Genomic DNA, 15,827 nt, shown 5'->3' with positions numbered 1-15,827 from the left:
GACCGGCCTACGTAGGGAAAAGGGCCTCTGCGAGAGAGGCCCGATACCGGTCAGAACGTTTCCCAGTTATCCTGCAGATCGCTGGCGTTCATTTTCTTATGATTGATTACCGGTGTTACCTGCGCCTTGCTGGTGACAGGCGCTTTAAACTCTTCCTGGCCTTCCGACCTCAGGCGGAATACCGCTACCGACTGGGTCAGCATGCTGGCCTGTTCTTCCAGCGCCGCCGCCGCCGAGGCGGATTCTTCCACCAACGAGGCGTTCTGCTGGGTCACGCGGTCCATTTCCGCCACCGCCTGGCCAACCTGATCGATGCCGCGGCTCTGCTCGTCGGAAGCCGAAGCGATTTCGCCCATGATGTCGGTCACGCGGGTGACGGCGTTGACGATGTCGCCCATGGTTTCCCCGGCGCTTTCCACCAGCACGGAGCCCATATCGACGCGGCTGACCGAGTCTTCGATCAGGCCTTTGATCTCTTTCGCCGCCTGCGCGCTGCGTTGCGCCAGGTTGCGCACTTCACCGGCCACCACCGCGAAGCCGCGGCCCTGTTCGCCGGCGCGCGCCGCTTCCACTGCGGCGTTCAACGCCAGGATGTTGGTCTGGAAGGCGATACCGTCGATCACGCCGGTAATATCGGCGATCTTCTGCGAGCTGCCGGCGATGTCGTGCATGGTCTGCACCACGTTGGCCACCACCTTGCCGCCTTTCTGCGCGGTTTCGGAGGCGCTCAGCGCCAGCTGTGAAGCCTGACGGGCGTTTTCGGCGTTCTGTTTCACCGTCGCGGTCAATTGCTCCATGCTAGCGGCGGTCTCTTCCAGCGAAGCGGCCTGCTGCTCGGTGCGGGAGGAGAGATCGTTGTTGCCCGCGGCGATTTCAGACGCGCCGCTGTAGATGGCGTCCGCACCCTGGCGCACGCCGCTGACGGTTTCGATCAGTTCGCTTTGCATGTGTTTCAGGCTGGCCGCCAGCACGCCCATTTCGTTGCGGCTGTTGACGACGATCTGCTGAGTCAGGTCGCCGGCGGCGATCTGTTTGATGTGGTCGATCATGCGGTTCAGCGGGCGCACCAGGATGTGATGGATACCGGTCCAGACCAGTACGATCACCGCCAGCACCACCACCAGCACCACGATCAGCGTCCAAATAGCCGAGTTGTAGGAGCTGTTACTGCCGTCAACCGCGATTTGGTACAGCTTGCCGTTTTGCTCCAGATAAACGTTGTAGCTCTGCTCAAAGTTGTCCTGGTAACTCTGCGTAGGCTGATCGAAGAAGGCGTTGATTTTGCCTTCGCCCAGCAGTTGGATCAGCTCGGAGAGCGCGCCGTACAGCACATCGTACTGCTGCTTGAGGCGTTCCGCCGACTGAGGATCCTGGCGCGGGTCCTGAGGAATTTTCTCGTACGCGGCGTAGTGTCTTTCCGCTTCACCCAGCTCTTCCTTCGCCTTGGCCAGCAGTTCATCAATGGTGGCGCCGCTGCCGATCTTGTTGGTATCCATCATGTAGCGAATACCGGCGCGGTTCAGGGAGTTGCGTGCCTGCAGCAGGTCAACGCGGCTTTCGCTCAGCTGCAGCTGCTGCTGGCGGATCGTTTGCAGGACGGTAAAGTTTTCCTTATCGCTTTTCAGCGAGGAGAAAAAGAGTCCGCCCGAAATCAACTGCAAGGCGCCAAACAGCACCAACACCAGCAACAGGCTGGTGACCACCTTCATACGATTTAACATGATTTCCCTTGTTGAAGCCCGCGCAGACAGGCTCTGATGACGTTGAATGTGAGAGTTATCGGCGCCGTGCGGCAAAACTTTATGCGGGAAAGTAACTATTTTTAGTGGGGGTTCCGGGCGCGGCTGAGGCCATCGCGACAGGTCAGGGAACGTGAAGGTTGAAGGGGGCAGCGCCCTGCCCCCTTGAGTCTTGGATCAGACGCTTTTCGCCACGCTGTCGACCAGCGACATCTCTTCGCTGCTCAGCAGCTTTTCGATATCCACCAGGATCAGCATGCGCTCGCCCAGCGAACCGAGGCCGGTGAGATATTCGGTCGCCAGCGTCACCGCGAACTCCGGCGCCGGACGGATCTGATCGGCGGTGAGCGACAGCACGTCGGAGACGCCGTCGACCACGATGCCCACCACGCGCTGACCAAAGTTCAACACGATCACCACGGTGTTTTCATCGTAGGAAACGCTCTGCTGCGAAAATTTCACCCGCAGATCGATGATGGGAACAATCACGCCGCGCAGGTTGGTGACGCCCTTGATGAACGCCGGGGTGTTGGCGATGCGGGTCACCTGATCGTAGCCGCGAATTTCCTGCACCTTGAGGATGTCGATGCCGTACTCCTCGTTGCCCAGGGTAAAAATCAGAAACTCTTGCCCTACCGTTTCGCCAGCCAATTTGCTGACGGCTGCCAATCCTGCCATATCATTCACCTTTTAAATCAATAAACTCATTATTATGCGGCGGCGTCCGTCAGACGCTTTTCACGGTTCAAGGTTTGCAACGCCGAGACATCGACGATCAAGGCCACGCTGCCGTCGCCCAGAATGGTCGCGGCGGAGATGCCCGGCACTTTGCGGTAGTTGCTTTCCAGATTCTTCACCACCACCTGATGCTGGCCAATCAGCTGATCTACCAGCAACGCATAGCGGCGGCCGGCGCTTTGCAGGATAACGACGATGCCCTGCGTGGCGTCGGTTTTGGCGCCGTCCACTTCGAATACCCGATACAGCTCCACCAGCGGCAGGTATTCGCCGCGCACCTGCAGCACGCGTTCGCCGCCGGCCAGCGGATGCAGATCTTCCGCCTGCGGTTGCAGCGATTCCATCACCGCGTTCAGCGGCAGGATAAAGACTTCGTCGTTCACCTTGACCGACATGCCGTCGAGGATCGCCAGCGTCAGCGGCAACAGGATACGGATGGTGGTGCCTTTACCGGCCTGCGAACGGATCTCGACGTGGCCCCCCATCTCCTGAATATTCCGTTTCACCACGTCCATGCCGACGCCGCGGCCGGAAACGTCGGTCACCTGCTCGGCGGTGGAGAAGCCCGGCGCAAAGATCAGCATGCCGACCTCTTCGTCGCTCATGCTGTCGCTGACCGCCAGCCCTTGCGAAGCCGCCTTGGCGAGAATTTTTTCGCGGTTCAGCCCGGCGCCGTCGTCGATGACTTCAATACAAATGTTGCCGCCCTGGTGTTCGGCCGACAGCACCAGATTGCCCACCGCCGACTTGCCGGCGGCGATACGGGTAGCCGGCTCTTCGATACCGTGATCGAGGCTGTTGCGCACCAGGTGCGTCAACGGATCGATAATGCGTTCGATCAGGCTCTTGTCCAGTTCGGTCGAGCTGCCCTGCAGCGTCAGCTCCACCTGTTTATTCAGCTTGCCGGCCAGATCGCGCACCAGCCGCGGGTAGCGGCTGAAGACGTACTCCATCGGCATCATGCGGATCGACATCACCGATTCCTGCAGATCGCGCGCGTTACGCTCCAGCTGGCTCATGCTGTTCAGCAGATCGCCGTGGTTCACCGGATCGAGCGTGCCGGAGCGTTGCGCCAGCATCGATTGGGTGATCACCAGCTCGCCCACCAGGTTAATCAGCTGATCCACCTTTTCCACCGCCACGCGGATGCTGGTGGATTCGCTCGCCTTGGCGCGCGCTTTTGGCGCTTCGGCCGGTTTCGCGGCAGGCGGCGCGGCGTTCGCGACCGGCGCAGGCTCCGGTAAGGCGGCCACTTCCGGTAAGCTCGCTTCTGCGATGGCCGGTTCGCTCTGGGTCGGCGTCGAGAAGCTGATTTGTTCCGGTTCCAGCACGAAGCACAACACGGCGCTGATGTCGTCTTCACTGGCGGAGGTGAGCAACGTCACGTCCAGACTGTGTTCCGTCTGATGCGGATCTTTAACCTCGCCGAGGTTGCCCAGCTCTTCCAACATCAAGGGGATTTCACTGGCTTTCAGCCCGTTCAGGCTGATGCGCATGCCGCCCTCGATCGCCGCCGGCGCGGCCGATGGCTTAACGACAGGCTGCTGAACGGCCGGTTGAGCCGCAGGCGCCTCTTGCTGCTGTTGCGCTTCCAACGCCAGCTGGCGCAGCGCCTGACAAATGTATTCAAAGCTTTCAGCGTCAGGCTGTTGCGAGGTTTTATAGGCGTCCAGTTGCTCCTGCATAATGTCTTTGGTTTCCAGAAACAGGTTGATAATCTCGGTGCTCAGGCTCATTTCCTGGCGTCTTGCACCGTCCAGCAGGTTCTCCAGCAGGTGGGTGGTTTCCTGCAGCACCGAAAAACCAAAGGTCGCCGCGCCGCCCTTGATCGAATGCGCCGCGCGGAAGATGGCGTTCAACGGCTCGATATCGGGGGCCAGCGGATCCAGCTCCAGCAGGTGTTGCTCCATGTCGGCCAGCAACTCGTCTGCCTCATCAAAGAAGGTCTGATAAAAATCGCTAATGTCCATGCTCACGGGGTCACCTCTGGCTGTGAGTCGCGGTTAGTCGGTGCGGGTGCGGACGCCGGTGGTTCCGGCGCCTGATCGGCCGGTGCTATCGCCGGGGATGCCTGCGGTGGAGCGCCTGGCGTTGTCGCCACCGGTTCCGGGGCCGTCGCCGAGGGTTCCGGCGTTTGGCTGGCCGGTGCGGTCGCCGACGGCGCCAGCTGCTTCAGGCTGTCCGGCTGGGCGATATCCATCGCGTTGCTTTCGGCATTTTCGTGCTCGATGCCCTCTTGCGTTTGCTTGTTCAGCACCAACACGGTGATGCGACGGTTAATCGCGTCATCGGCGCCATGCTGTTTCAGGCTCATGGTGGCCGCCATGCCCACCACCCGCAGCACCTTGCCTTCCGCCAGGCCGCCGGCGATCAGCTCACGCCGGGAGGCGTTGGCGCGATCGGCCGACAGTTCCCAGTTGCTGTAGCCGCGCTCGCCGGTGGCGTAAGGGATGTCATCGGTGTGGCCGGACAGGCTTATTTTGTTCGGCAGGTCGTTAAGGATCGGCGCTATCGCCCGCAGAATATCGCGCATGTAGCTCTCGACCTGCGCGCTGCCGGTTTTGAACATCGGCCGGTTTTGGCTATCGATAATCTGGATGCGCAGCCCTTCGTCCATCATGTTGATCAGCAGATGCGGACGCAGCGCCTTCAGGCGCGGATCGGACTCAATCAACTCATCCAGCTTTTCGCGCAGCTTGTTCAGGCGCAGCTCTTCGGCGCGCGAGTCCGGCGAATCGACCTGTTTTTTCACCAGGCCATGCTGCTGCGTGGGATCGTCGCCGCCGCCAGGAATGGGGCTGCTCTCGGAACTGCTCTTGTCGCCGCTGGTCAGGGCAACCTTGAGCGGCGTACGGAAATATTCGGCGATTTGCGTCAGCTCCTGCGGGCTGGCGATCGCCAGCAGCCACATCACCAGGAAGAACGCCATCATCGCCGTCATAAAGTCGGCATAAGCGATCTTCCAGGAGCCGCCGTGATGGGCGGCATGATGCGACTTGCGCTTTCTGACCAGAACGACCGGATGATTCTGTTTCATGCTTCTTCTTCTTCCGTCGCCTGCTGCGCCGGCGCTTTCACGCGGCGCACGTGTTCTTCCAGCTCAACGAAAGAAGGACGTTCGGTGGTATACAGCGTTTTGCGGCCAAACTCGACTGCGATCTGCGGCGCGTAACCGTTCAGACTCGACAACAGCGTGACCTTGATGCACTGCATCATCTTGACGTTTTCGGCGCTCTTCTGGCGCAGCAACGTCGCCAGCGGCGAGATGAAGCCGTAGGCCAACAAAATGCCGAGGAAAGTACCGACCATGGCGTTAGCGATCAGCGCGCCCAGCTCAGCGGCCGGACGGTCAGCCGAAGCCAGGGCGTGCACCACCCCCATCACCGCCGCGACGATGCCGAACGCCGGCAAGGAGTCGCCCACCATCGCCAGACTGCCGGCGGGCACTTCGCTTTCCTGCTCGTAGGTTTCGATCTCTTCGTCCATCAGCGCTTCGATCTCGAACGCATTCATATTGCCGCTCACCATCAGCCGTAAATAGTCGGTAATGAACTCCACCAGAGTGTTATCGGCAAGGATGCGCGGATAATTAGAGAAAATTTCACTTTCTTGCGGATTATCGATATCGAACTCGAGCGACAGCATGCCCTGCTGGCGCGATTTGGCCAGCAGACGGAACAGCAACGCCATCAAATCCATATACAGATCTTTGTTGTATTTGGAACGGCGCATCAGCCGCGGCAGCGCGCGCAGCGTGGCTTTGATCGCTTTGCCGTTGTTGCCGACGATAAAGGCGCCGACGCCCGCCCCGCCGATAATCAGAAACTCCGCCGGCTGATACAACGCCCCGAGATGACCGCCCACGATCAGGTAGCCGCCAAACACCGCACCCAATACCACGAGATAACCCAAAATAACTAGCACACGCATTCCTTAAATTAACAATGTGGATGGAAGGTGGGGCAAACGCGCCCTGGCGCGACAGACCAGGCTGCATGTCTGGGGGCGGCATGCCGCCCCTGCGTATCACACGTCGGTATTCATTGCCGAGAGCCGGCAACGTGGCGGCTCAAATGGCGCGTTTGACCTGCTCGTCCAGCAGTTGAGGAATAATATCGGCCAGTTGCGGCGAAAGTTTACGTCTTTTTACGGCGCGGGATGGGGGTTGGCATAAACTGCAGATGAAACCATTCAGCGGCTGGTGCGCGTGGGTGATAAATGCGCCGCCGCAGCAGCTGCAGGCGGAAAGCTGCAACATGCCGCTATCGACGAAGCGCACCAGCGTCCAGGCACGGGTCAGCGCCAGCAACGGCGCCTCGCCGGCCTGCTGCGGACACTGCTCGAGATAGAGGCGATAGGCTTTGATCACCGCCTCCACGCCGCTGCACTGCCCGCTTTTCATCAGAAACAGGTAAGCGTTGTAAAACATCGACGAGTGAATATTTTGTTCCCAGGTCATAAACCAGTCGGTTGAGAACGGTAACATTCCTTTTGGCGGCGGGCTGCCGCGTAACTCCTTGTAAAGTTTAATCAAGCGCCCGCGGCTAAGCTGGGTTTCACTCTCCAGCATCTGCAATCGGGCTCCCAGCGAAATCAGCTCCATGGCGAGCTGAATGTCCTTGGCTTCTTGAACGATACTTTTCTCAACCATCATCAGGCTCTTTTCTTCGTCGGGCTAGCGTCTTTACTCGATAGCTCTTGCAGTAAATGGCTTGATAGCAAAATGCCGGTATGGATTTGTTGCAGATCGTCGACGCGCGACTCTTTGGTCAGGCGTTCGATGGTCTGGCTTTCGTTAAAGCGGAAGTGGCAAACCAGCTGGTTGGTCTCGGCCAGTTTAACCATTTGCGGCAAAGTCAGCTGCGCCAGCGCATCGGCCATGGTTTCATCAATACCCAGGCGAAACATTGCGGACGCTTTTTCATCGTTGATCAAACGCTGTGCTAAAAGTAAATATGACAGATTGATGTCATAAATATGCTTAAGTAATTCAGACGTACCCATATTCCCCATCCCGACAGACTATGTTTAAAAACATACGCTGGGTGATAAATTTTATCGCCCGTGACTTGGGTTGTTTCCCAAAGTTGGCAAATTAATCTCTCAAAAACGACTGCTATAATTTTCGACAATCGCTAAATTCGACCACTGTTCAGTATTTGCTACGAGCGTAAACCAACGTGTATGGATGTACAGCATTCTGCTTCGATAGTGTTTAGTCACCATGAAACTATTTTTACAAATTTAATAAGATTATTCCTAAAGCAGCGCAACTCTACCCCCGAACCATTAGCACACACAATGTAAGTGAGAGGCAATTTTAAATACAATGTGATATAGATCACAAAAATAAAAAATAATTAAGCCAAATACCCCCAAATACGCTCACTTATTGACCGCCATTTTGCTCATAAAATAGCCACAGGTAAAAAAACGTCTTAAAAACAATGTTTATCCGCCAAAAAATTATCTTTTTTAGATCAATTCGAACAAAAGCATCACCAAACCAAAATAACAGAACAAAAATCTGCATATAGGCAACAAACTCAGTATAAATAACCATTTGAGTTACTAAAAAATATCCAAGCTGAAAAATAACCAATGTAAACTATGAGGTTATTAGCTATCGGATTTGACTTAAGCCTTCAGCCTGAGGCTGTTCTAATTTTCAACATCAGGTGATTATGGCTTATCAATGATTCGCAGGCGTAGTGAACAAGCCAACAGACGTAACGATATGTTTCCGTATTAGCACGATGCAAGAGTGCTTTTTTTGAGTTAAATTCCCCCAAAACGTTATATCGGCAGCAATTCATAAAACTTTAATGCTTTTTATTTCTTTTTCTGACGCCGAGATAATTCCCCCTCCCTCCAGAGATTATTTACATGGCTTTGGCTTTCATTGCTTCATTGTCATAAAATAAAACGCAGTTTTGTTTTACTGTTCATATTTCTTCATCGAACAAAACGGCTTTTCAACGCAAGCAGCGGCGACAAACATCGCCCAATGCCGCGGCGGCGCCACGGCCGGGTGAAAAAATCACCCAAAAGAGGCCCGGCACGGCACCTTGTGCTTGCCCACAGCACGAACGACGACGCGTCGACCGTCAACCGCCCTGAGACTTTCCCTATTTCTCCATTAATCAGCAGGCTGAGATTGCTGACGGCGCACTGGCATATTATGATTTACCAAAGCGCCGCTACGGGCGGCGCGACATCATTACCCAGTGCAATTTATTTAATTGAAATGATTTTTGTCAGGTCGTACATCGCTGCCTCGACGGCGTCGCCGTGAGTCGCTATGTGTTATTCACCCGGCTTTAACTATTAACAGGCTATATTTTAATCATGACCGATACGCTCGAATATCTGCTGACATTTCGTAAATGCTCCTCTTTGGACAGCCTGGAGAAGGTGTACGACAAACTGAACTACTCCATTGAAAACGATACGGAAATGAGCAATATGTACCGTGCCGCCGACCACCGTCGCGCCGAGCTGGTTGCCGGTAAATTGTTCGATCTGGGCAAGGTGCCGAAAACGCTGTGGGCACAGGTGCTTTAATTCAGTGAAATTACGTGCGGCAACGGTTTTATCTTTTATTGCTATATAACCGGGGCACATTCAGCTTTTATTGCCGCGCGTGATATGAAACACATTTATTCCCCCCGCCAGGTTCTACCCTTTATCCGACGCAGTACTTCCACCAAGGCCGCCGCTGCAGCAGCCTGAAACACGATGGATACAACAAGGAGTCGGATATGGGGTATCAAAACGTTCTGGTTACCGTCGCCGTTGCCCCTGACAGCCACCGCCTGGTGGAAAAGGCCGTCTCCATCGTTCGCCCCTACGGCGGCAGCATCACCCTGTTAAGCACCCTCGCCAATCCGGAAATGTACAATAATTTCGCCGGGCCGATGCTGGGCGATTTGCGCTCGCTGATGGAAGAGGAAACCCGGCTGTTTATGGAGGAACTGCGCCAACGCGCCAGCTACCCTATCGCCGATACGCTGATCGTGCATGGCGAGCTGGGTGACAGCCTGGCATTCGCCAGCCGCCGTCAGCCGTTTGACCTGCTGCTCTGCGGCAATCACCGAGACAGCATGATGAACAAAGTCTCCTGTTCCGCCGCCCGCTTTATCAATATCAGTCATATCGACGTGTTGATCGTTCCGCTCTGAGCTAAGCACATTCGGTCACGTCGCCTCAGCGCTCCTGCACTAGGCTTAACGGACCTTGTTTGCCGCACCACAAAGGAGCTTTCGATGTCCCCTTCTCAACAGAACCGCCGCTTCCTGCTGGCCTCGCGTCCGAACGGCGAACCGACAGCGGCGAACTTCCGTCTCGATACCGTCCCCGCACCGCAACCCGGCGCCGGCCAACTGCTGCTGCGCACCGTATATCTGTCGTTGGATCCTTATATGCGCGGACGCATGAGCGATGCCCCCTCCTATGCGCCGCCGGTGGAGATCGGTCAGGTGATGGTGGGCGGTACGGTATCGCGCGTGGCGGCCTCACAGCATCCCGATTTCAACGTCGGCGATTGGGTATTGGGGTATGACGGCTGGCAGGAATATGCGCTGTCCGACGGCAGCGGCCTGCGCAACCTCGGCCCGCATTTGCCGCACCCTTCCCGCCTACTGGGCGTGCTCGGCATGCCCGGTTTTACCGCTTACATGGGGCTGCTCGACATCGGCCAACCACAGGCGGGTGAAACGCTGGTGGTGGCCGCCGCCAGCGGTGCGGTTGGTTCGGTGGTCGGCCAAATCGGCAAACTGAAAGGTTGCCGCGTCGTCGGCGTCGCCGGCGGTGCGGAAAAATGCCGCTATGTGGTGGAAGAGTTGGGTTTCGACGCCTGTATCGATCACCGCGCCCCAGACTTTGCCGAACGGTTGGCCGCCGCCTGCCCACAGGGTATCGACATCTATTACGAGAATGTCGGCGGGGCGGTGTTCGACGCCGTACTGCCGCTGTTGAACACCAAAGCGCGTATTCCGGTATGCGGCATCATCGCCCATTACAATGCCACCGGGTTACCTGCGGGGCCGGACCGCTTGCCGCTGCTGGAGGGGCTGATCCTGCGCAAACGCATCCGTATGCAGGGCTTTATCATCTTCGACGACTACGGCTCACGCTTTGACGAGTTCTTGCAACAAATGAGCAGTTGGGTCGAACAGGGGAAAATCAAGTTCCGCGAAGACATCGTCGACGGGCTGGAGCAAGCGCCACAGGCGCTTATCGGCCTGCTGCAGGGCAAAAACTTCGGCAAATTGGTGATCCGCGTCGCCGACGAATAATCCGTAGCAGGGCGTGGTACGCCGCGCCCTGCTTTTAATGTACGGCGCCGTCGCCGAATCGCACATCTTCCTCTACCGTCAGCGTCACCTGAACGACAGTGCGCACCGCTTCCACCATCGTCGCCAGTGCCATGCTCGGCTTGCCCGGGTGCGCTGCCGCCAGTTCATGGCTGTACGGAATATGCACGAACCCGCCTCTGGCCCGCGAATGCTGCATCTCCAGATAGTGACGCAGACCATAAAAAATGTGGTTGCAGTTGTAGGTGCCCGCCGTATAAGAGACCGCCGCGGGGATCCCCTGCCGGCGCAGTTGCTGCACCGCGGCCTTGACGGGCAGCGTACTGAAATAGCCCACCGGCCCGCCGGCAACCACCGGCACGTCAATCGGCTGTTTACCGGCATTGTCGGGAATGCGGGCATCGATCAGATTGATGGCCACCCGTTCCAGGGATATCTCGGCCCGGCCGCCGGCCAGCCCCAGACAAATCACCGCCAGCGGCTGCAATGCCTCAATCGCCGCGATCAACCGCTGATTGGCTACGCCCAATACGCAAGGTAGCTCGAGCACCACAATCTCCGCGCCGGCGATACGCTCTCCGGCCAATGCCTGCGCGACCTGCCAGGAAGGGTTCACCGCGTCACCCTCGAACGGCTCAATGCCGGTGATTAACACTTTGTTCATCATTTCCCCTGATTGAAGGCTACATTCGTGTGCTACCAGCCTAGGGAACGCTGTAAGATTCTGGAAATGGATTATCTGTATATAGAGTATTCATAAAATGAATTTAGCCAACGTCGATCTCAATTTACTGGTGGTGTTTGAAGCGCTGTATCAGACGCGCAACGTCACCGCCGCAGGCCGGCGTCTTAACCGCGCGCAACCTTCCGTCAGCAATGCATTGGCGCGGCTGCGCATTCTGCTCAACGATCCGCTGTTTGTCCGCAGCGGCGGCGGCATGGCGCCCACGCCGCGCGCCCACCAACTTATGCCACAGATACAGCGGGTGCTTGAGCAAATCCATTTGGCGTTGGCCCCGCCGGCCCGTTTCGATCCGGCCACCGCCGGGCAGCGGCGTTTTACGCTGGCCGCCGGCGACTATGCGGATATCTTGCTGCTGCCCGCCATCATCAGCCGTTTGCGTCAGGCGGCACCCGGCATCGATATTCGCGTTTCGCGCCTGGATCGCCACAATATTTACCGGCAACTGGATCGCGGCGAGGTGGATATCGCGCTGGGAGGGCACCTTTCCGGTGCGGAAAGCCACTATGTGCGCACGTTGTTTGAAGAACATCTGGTGTGTATCGCCAGCCGTTCACACCCACAGCTGGCGGATGGCCGCTGGGATCTGGCGCGCTACCTCAGCCTGCCGCATGGGCTGTACGCACCGGCAGACGACGGCTCTGCCAGAGGGTTGGTCGACCGGCGTCTGGCGGAAATTGGCGGTCAACGGCGCGTTGCCGTGACCTTTTCGCACATCGTCGCCCTGCCGGCGGTGGTCGCCGACAGCGATCTGATCGCCACCCTGGCCGCCAGCGTGGCCCGGCGTTTTTCCGATCCGCAACGCGTACGCATTCTCCCGCTGCCTAAGGAGTTGGCCATCGCGCCTTTCCCCATTGAGCTGATCGCCGGCCGACAGGCGCAACGCGACCCGGCCTTAATCTGGCTCTGTGACCTGATAAGCCGACTTTCCCTCGATCCCCTTCCGCGCTAACCGCATCAATTGCTGCTTTATCAACCATTCAGACTCACCGTCGGAGGCCCGCACCGCGGGCTTTTCACGCCGGCCAAATAGGAATCATCCGAATTAACATTCGGTAAATTTATATATTTGATCATCTTTAACTAACGAATGGTAAGGATAAAAAATACTCAGTGACTTTTTTCACGGAAAAAAAGAGTTGTTTTATAAACACGTTGACTTAAGTGTTACAGATTTATTATTTGGTATTACCATTTGACCAATAATTTGGGATAAAAAAAGATCTGCGCGTATCTATATGTTTTAGATAATAAAAAACCAGATCGTGAGCGAGTTAACGAATTGAGCATTGATCCACAAGGCTATTTTGCAAATGCAGAGCTCTATTGTAGACTGCACAAATCGTGCCTTTGTGTAAACTTTGTTAAATCTTTCGTCAGCCCCTGTCTCAATTCGTGACAGATACGCCATCGGGATCGCGCGTCAAATCTCGTGCGGTAGCTATGCCTAAACCGGGGATATAGTATGGATCGCCTTATCATTGCGCACACGCCTTTGCCCGCCAATCAGCTGTTGTTCAGAAGCCTTTCCGGTGAGGAAAAACTGGCCGGCCTGTTCGAATTCGACGTCGAGCTGCTCAGCCCCGACAATCGGCTCGATCTGAAAGCGCTGCTGGGACAAAAAATCACGCTGGAACTGCGGGGCAATCCGTTGGCGCCGCGTTATCTCAACGGCAATATCACGCGCATGACCCTCTCCGGACGAGAAGCCGGCGGCAACCGTTACTATATCTACCGCGCCGTGCTGCGCCCCACGCTGTGGTATCTGACGCAAAACCGCGATTTTCGCATCTACCAGGAACAGACCGTTCCCGACATCCTGACTCAGGTGCTGGGGCAGTATCAGGTGAAGATCGATAACCGCCTGAGTTACGACTACCGCATCTGGGGGTACTGCGTGCAGTACCAGGAGAGCGATTTCGATTTCATCAGCCGCCTGATGGAACACGAAGGCATCTATTATTATTTCACGCACCAGCAAGACGGCCATACGCTGGTGCTGGCTGACGCGCCGGCGGCCCATCAGGAACTCGCCGGCTACGCCAGCATTCCCTATCAGCTCGCGGAAGGCGGCCTGGTGGAAAACAAAGACAGCATCAACAGCTGGAGCGTTTCTGACGCCATCACGCCCAGCCTGTATAGCCTGGATGACTACGATTTTCGCAAGCCGCGCGCGCGGTTGCTGGAGGCCCGGCAAAATCCCGCCTCATTCGCGCAGGACAAAGCCGAGGTGTTCGACTGGCCCGGCCGTTATACCGATCACGCCCATGGCCAGTTTTACGTCAAGGTTCGCCAACAGGAGTTCGAAGCGCAGCATGAGCAGATGAGCGGCGAAGGCAATTCGCAGGGCATTGCGCCCGGCTATCGTTTTCAACTGACCCAGGCGCCGCGTATGGAAGACAACCGCACCTACCTGGTGGTCAGCGCACATTACTTCATGCAGGAGAACAGCTACACCAGCAACGATAACGATGTCGGCGAACAGCGAACCGAATTTCAGGTCGTTCCGGCGGATATCAATTGGCGCCCGGCGCGCACCACGCCCTGGCCGAAAACCCATGGCCCGCAAACTGCCGAAGTGGTGGGCCCGGAAGGCGAAAGCATCTGGACCGATAAATATGGCCGGGTGAAACTCAAATTCCGTTGGGATCGCCACGGCAGCGGCAACGAAACCAGCTCCTGCTGGGTGCGCGTCTCCAGCGCCTGGGCCGGCTGGAAATACGGCGGGATCCAGATCCCGCGCGTCGGTGAGGAAGTGGTGGTCGACTTTATCAACGGCGATCCGGATCGCCCCATCATCACCGGCCGCGTTTACAACGAAGACAGCATGCCACCGTGGGATCTGCCCGGCGACGCCACCAAAATGGGCTTTATGAGCCGCAGCAAAGGCGGCGGCGTCGACAACGCCAGCTTCCTGTTCCTGGAAGACTCGCCCGGCAACGAATCTTTCGACATGCACGCCGAACGCAACATGAACATGACGGTGGAGAACGACAAGAACGTCAATATTGACGGCAGTCGCACCACCACCATCGGTCGCCAGCAGGACGACACCGTCACCGGCGACGCCACGTTCCTGTACAAAGCGAAACGCACCACAACGGTCAATGGGCTGGAAACCGCCAACCTGAACGCTCACCAGACGGTGAACATCAAAGGCGGCCGCGACCTGACGATTATCGACGGCGGCGATAAAATCGACATCACCGGCAATCAGTCCTTCAAGCTCGACGGCGCGCAGACGCAAAACATTACGCAAACCCAGCATGTCACGGTGAAAGGCAACCAGACCCTCGACATTACCGAGGGGCAACAGACCAGCACCATCAAGCAAGGGCAGACGGTCAACATCACCTCCGGCGGGCAGCACACCACCATCACCGCCGGCGGGCAGGAATTGACGATTAAAGGCGGCGGCCAAACCGCCACCGTAACCGGGGATGTCACCGAGACCTACAAAAACGATCAGAGCACCACGATCACCGGCACGCTGACCATCAAGGCGAAAACGATCAATATCACCAGCGCGGACGGCGTATCGGTGCAAACTCCGAGCTGGAAAGATAACTGCCACGGCTTGAAATGGGTGGCGACCGGAGCCAACTTCGCCTTTTACGGTTCAAATCTTGCGTTGACAGGAGCCAGCCTGAAACACACGATGCTGGATATCTCGCACAACCCGCTGTCGATCAGCAAAACCAATTTCAAGCTCAGTAATGATCCCATGACGTTCACGCAGCTTGGCGCGCTGGTGACCAACGGTGCCTTACGATTGAGCACCAAGGCGCTGGCGATCTTCTTGTAAAGGGACTCCCATGTCGAAGGCCAAAAATGTTTTCACCGTTATCGGTTTGATTTTATTGGCTCCCATTCTCAGCCTGGTGGGCTTTTTCAAATTCATCACGGTCGATATCTGGGGTTATTTCAAACATATCGGTTCTTCCCTCAGCGTGATGGAGAACGGTATTTCCGCCTCAGGGCAAATCGTCAGCATTCGCCAGACCAACCTGTGGGACGGGAATCGGCCGGTCTGCGAAGTCGAAGTCAAGTACATCGCCCAAGATGGGAAAAACCATACGGCCGTGGCGAAAGGCCCGATCAGCGTCGTGGATCTGCCGCGTTATCAGCCGGGCCATTTCATCGCGATAAAGTACGATCCGAAGAATCCCAAAAAAGCGGTGATCGAAGAGCTTTCCCGGCTTTGAGCGAAAAGCATCCCTTCAATCACGCGATCCGATTTCAACGTTCCGTAAACGGCTTACCGTTCATCAGTTCGCGAAATCACCTTGCATA

At 56.8% G+C, this 15,827-nt stretch carries 14 protein-coding genes; 6 read left to right on the top strand and 8 right to left on the bottom strand.

The genetic code is table 11. The annotated features are described in order from the left end of the window. Window positions 1-50: 50 nt before the first annotated feature. The 7 genes from AC2CGQ_RS04755 to flhD all read right to left on the bottom strand — a co-directional run bounded on the left by AC2CGQ_RS04755 (window position 51) and on the right by flhD (window position 7,481). Complete coding sequence (locus AC2CGQ_RS04755) at window positions 51-1,721, bottom strand: methyl-accepting chemotaxis protein (protein WP_031299749.1); 1,671 nt, start codon at window positions 1,719-1,721, stop codon at window positions 51-53. 195 nt (window positions 1,722-1,916) lie between these two features. Then, window positions 1,917-2,417: a chemotaxis protein CheW gene (gene cheW, locus AC2CGQ_RS04750; protein ID WP_004934876.1), complete on the bottom strand. Its 501-nt coding sequence runs from the start codon at window positions 2,415-2,417 to the stop codon at window positions 1,917-1,919. 32 nt (window positions 2,418-2,449) lie between these two features. Next, window positions 2,450-4,453: a chemotaxis protein CheA gene (cheA, locus tag AC2CGQ_RS04745; protein WP_044031008.1), complete on the bottom strand. Its 2,004-nt coding sequence runs from the start codon at window positions 4,451-4,453 to the stop codon at window positions 2,450-2,452. Continuing rightward, window positions 4,450-5,514, bottom strand: a complete 1,065-nt coding sequence (gene motB, locus AC2CGQ_RS04740) for a flagellar motor protein MotB (protein WP_004934882.1) — start codon at window positions 5,512-5,514, stop codon at window positions 4,450-4,452. Before motB ends, cheA begins: the two co-directional genes overlap by 4 nt. Continuing rightward, window positions 5,511-6,401: a flagellar motor stator protein MotA gene (gene motA / locus AC2CGQ_RS04735; RefSeq protein WP_015378266.1), complete on the bottom strand. Its 891-nt coding sequence runs from the start codon at window positions 6,399-6,401 to the stop codon at window positions 5,511-5,513. Before motA ends, motB begins: the two co-directional genes overlap by 4 nt. A gap of 145 nt (window positions 6,402-6,546) precedes the next feature. After that, window positions 6,547-7,131, bottom strand: coding sequence for a flagellar transcriptional regulator FlhC (flhC, locus tag AC2CGQ_RS04730; RefSeq protein ID WP_016927281.1), 585 nt, complete (start codon window positions 7,129-7,131; stop codon window positions 6,547-6,549). Continuing rightward, entirely contained in the window at window positions 7,131-7,481 is a 351-nt protein-coding gene (gene flhD / locus AC2CGQ_RS04725) for a flagellar transcriptional regulator FlhD (protein WP_004934891.1), read from the bottom strand. Before flhD ends, flhC begins: the two co-directional genes overlap by 1 nt. Before the next feature lie 1,344 nt (window positions 7,482-8,825). Between flhD and ydgT the strand changes: the two genes are divergently transcribed. The 3 genes from ydgT to AC2CGQ_RS04710 all read left to right on the top strand — a co-directional run bounded on the left by ydgT (window position 8,826) and on the right by AC2CGQ_RS04710 (window position 10,774). Next, a complete protein-coding gene (ydgT, locus tag AC2CGQ_RS04720; protein WP_004934895.1) occupies window positions 8,826-9,041 on the top strand; it encodes a transcription modulator YdgT in 216 nt (71 codons plus the stop codon). A gap of 197 nt (window positions 9,042-9,238) precedes the next feature. Then, window positions 9,239-9,658: a universal stress protein UspC gene (gene uspC / locus AC2CGQ_RS04715; protein ID WP_484593501.1), complete on the top strand. Its 420-nt coding sequence runs from the start codon at window positions 9,239-9,241 to the stop codon at window positions 9,656-9,658. Between the two features lie 84 nt (window positions 9,659-9,742). Beyond that, window positions 9,743-10,774 (top strand): NADP-dependent oxidoreductase, encoded by a 1,032-nt coding sequence (locus AC2CGQ_RS04710; protein ID WP_484593500.1) that lies wholly within the window; start codon window positions 9,743-9,745, stop codon window positions 10,772-10,774. A 34-nt stretch (window positions 10,775-10,808) separates the two neighbouring features. On the opposite strand, the gene pcp is transcribed toward AC2CGQ_RS04710, so the two are convergent. Next, window positions 10,809-11,456 (bottom strand): pyroglutamyl-peptidase I, encoded by a 648-nt coding sequence (pcp, locus tag AC2CGQ_RS04705; protein WP_484593499.1) that lies wholly within the window; start codon window positions 11,454-11,456, stop codon window positions 10,809-10,811. Between the two features lie 97 nt (window positions 11,457-11,553). On the opposite strand from pcp, the gene AC2CGQ_RS04700 reads away from it, so the two are divergent. The 3 genes from AC2CGQ_RS04700 to AC2CGQ_RS04690 all read left to right on the top strand — a co-directional run bounded on the left by AC2CGQ_RS04700 (window position 11,554) and on the right by AC2CGQ_RS04690 (window position 15,739). Next, a complete protein-coding gene (locus AC2CGQ_RS04700) occupies window positions 11,554-12,486 on the top strand; it encodes a LysR family transcriptional regulator (RefSeq protein WP_015378270.1) in 933 nt (310 codons plus the stop codon). Window positions 12,487-12,999: 513 nt separating this feature from the next. Then, window positions 13,000-15,339, top strand: coding sequence for a type VI secretion system Vgr family protein (locus AC2CGQ_RS04695; protein WP_015378271.1), 2,340 nt, complete (start codon window positions 13,000-13,002; stop codon window positions 15,337-15,339). A 10-nt stretch (window positions 15,340-15,349) separates the two neighbouring features. Further along, the gene (locus AC2CGQ_RS04690) at window positions 15,350-15,739 is read left to right on the top strand and encodes a DUF3592 domain-containing protein (protein ID WP_004934914.1); all 390 of its coding nucleotides are present in this window, start codon (window positions 15,350-15,352) and stop codon (window positions 15,737-15,739) included. Window positions 15,740-15,827: the final 88 nt, after the last annotated feature.

Source organism: Serratia sp. DFXYC6 (genome assembly GCF_057196085.1).
This window is presented reverse-complemented; position numbering and strand designations above follow the sequence as displayed.

Coding starts and splice junctions, on each gene's coding strand:
- motB (WP_004934882.1), bottom strand. CDS start 5,514: ATGAAACAGAATCATCCGGTCGTTCTGGTCAGAAAGCGCAAGTCGCAT.
- AC2CGQ_RS04700 (WP_015378270.1), top strand. CDS start 11,554: ATGAATTTAGCCAACGTCGATCTCAATTTACTGGTGGTGTTTGAAGCG.
- cheW (WP_004934876.1), bottom strand. CDS start 2,417: ATGGCAGGATTGGCAGCCGTCAGCAAATTGGCTGGCGAAACGGTAGGG.
- AC2CGQ_RS04690 (WP_004934914.1), top strand. CDS start 15,350: ATGTCGAAGGCCAAAAATGTTTTCACCGTTATCGGTTTGATTTTATTG.
- AC2CGQ_RS04755 (WP_031299749.1), bottom strand. CDS start 1,721: ATGTTAAATCGTATGAAGGTGGTCACCAGCCTGTTGCTGGTGTTGGTG.
- uspC (WP_484593501.1), top strand. CDS start 9,239: ATGGGGTATCAAAACGTTCTGGTTACCGTCGCCGTTGCCCCTGACAGC.
- flhC (WP_016927281.1), bottom strand. CDS start 7,131: ATGATGGTTGAGAAAAGTATCGTTCAAGAAGCCAAGGACATTCAGCTC.
- pcp (WP_484593499.1), bottom strand. CDS start 11,456: ATGAACAAAGTGTTAATCACCGGCATTGAGCCGTTCGAGGGTGACGCG.
- flhD (WP_004934891.1), bottom strand. CDS start 7,481: ATGGGTACGTCTGAATTACTTAAGCATATTTATGACATCAATCTGTCA.
- ydgT (WP_004934895.1), top strand. CDS start 8,826: ATGACCGATACGCTCGAATATCTGCTGACATTTCGTAAATGCTCCTCT.
- AC2CGQ_RS04695 (WP_015378271.1), top strand. CDS start 13,000: ATGGATCGCCTTATCATTGCGCACACGCCTTTGCCCGCCAATCAGCTG.
- AC2CGQ_RS04710 (WP_484593500.1), top strand. CDS start 9,743: ATGTCCCCTTCTCAACAGAACCGCCGCTTCCTGCTGGCCTCGCGTCCG.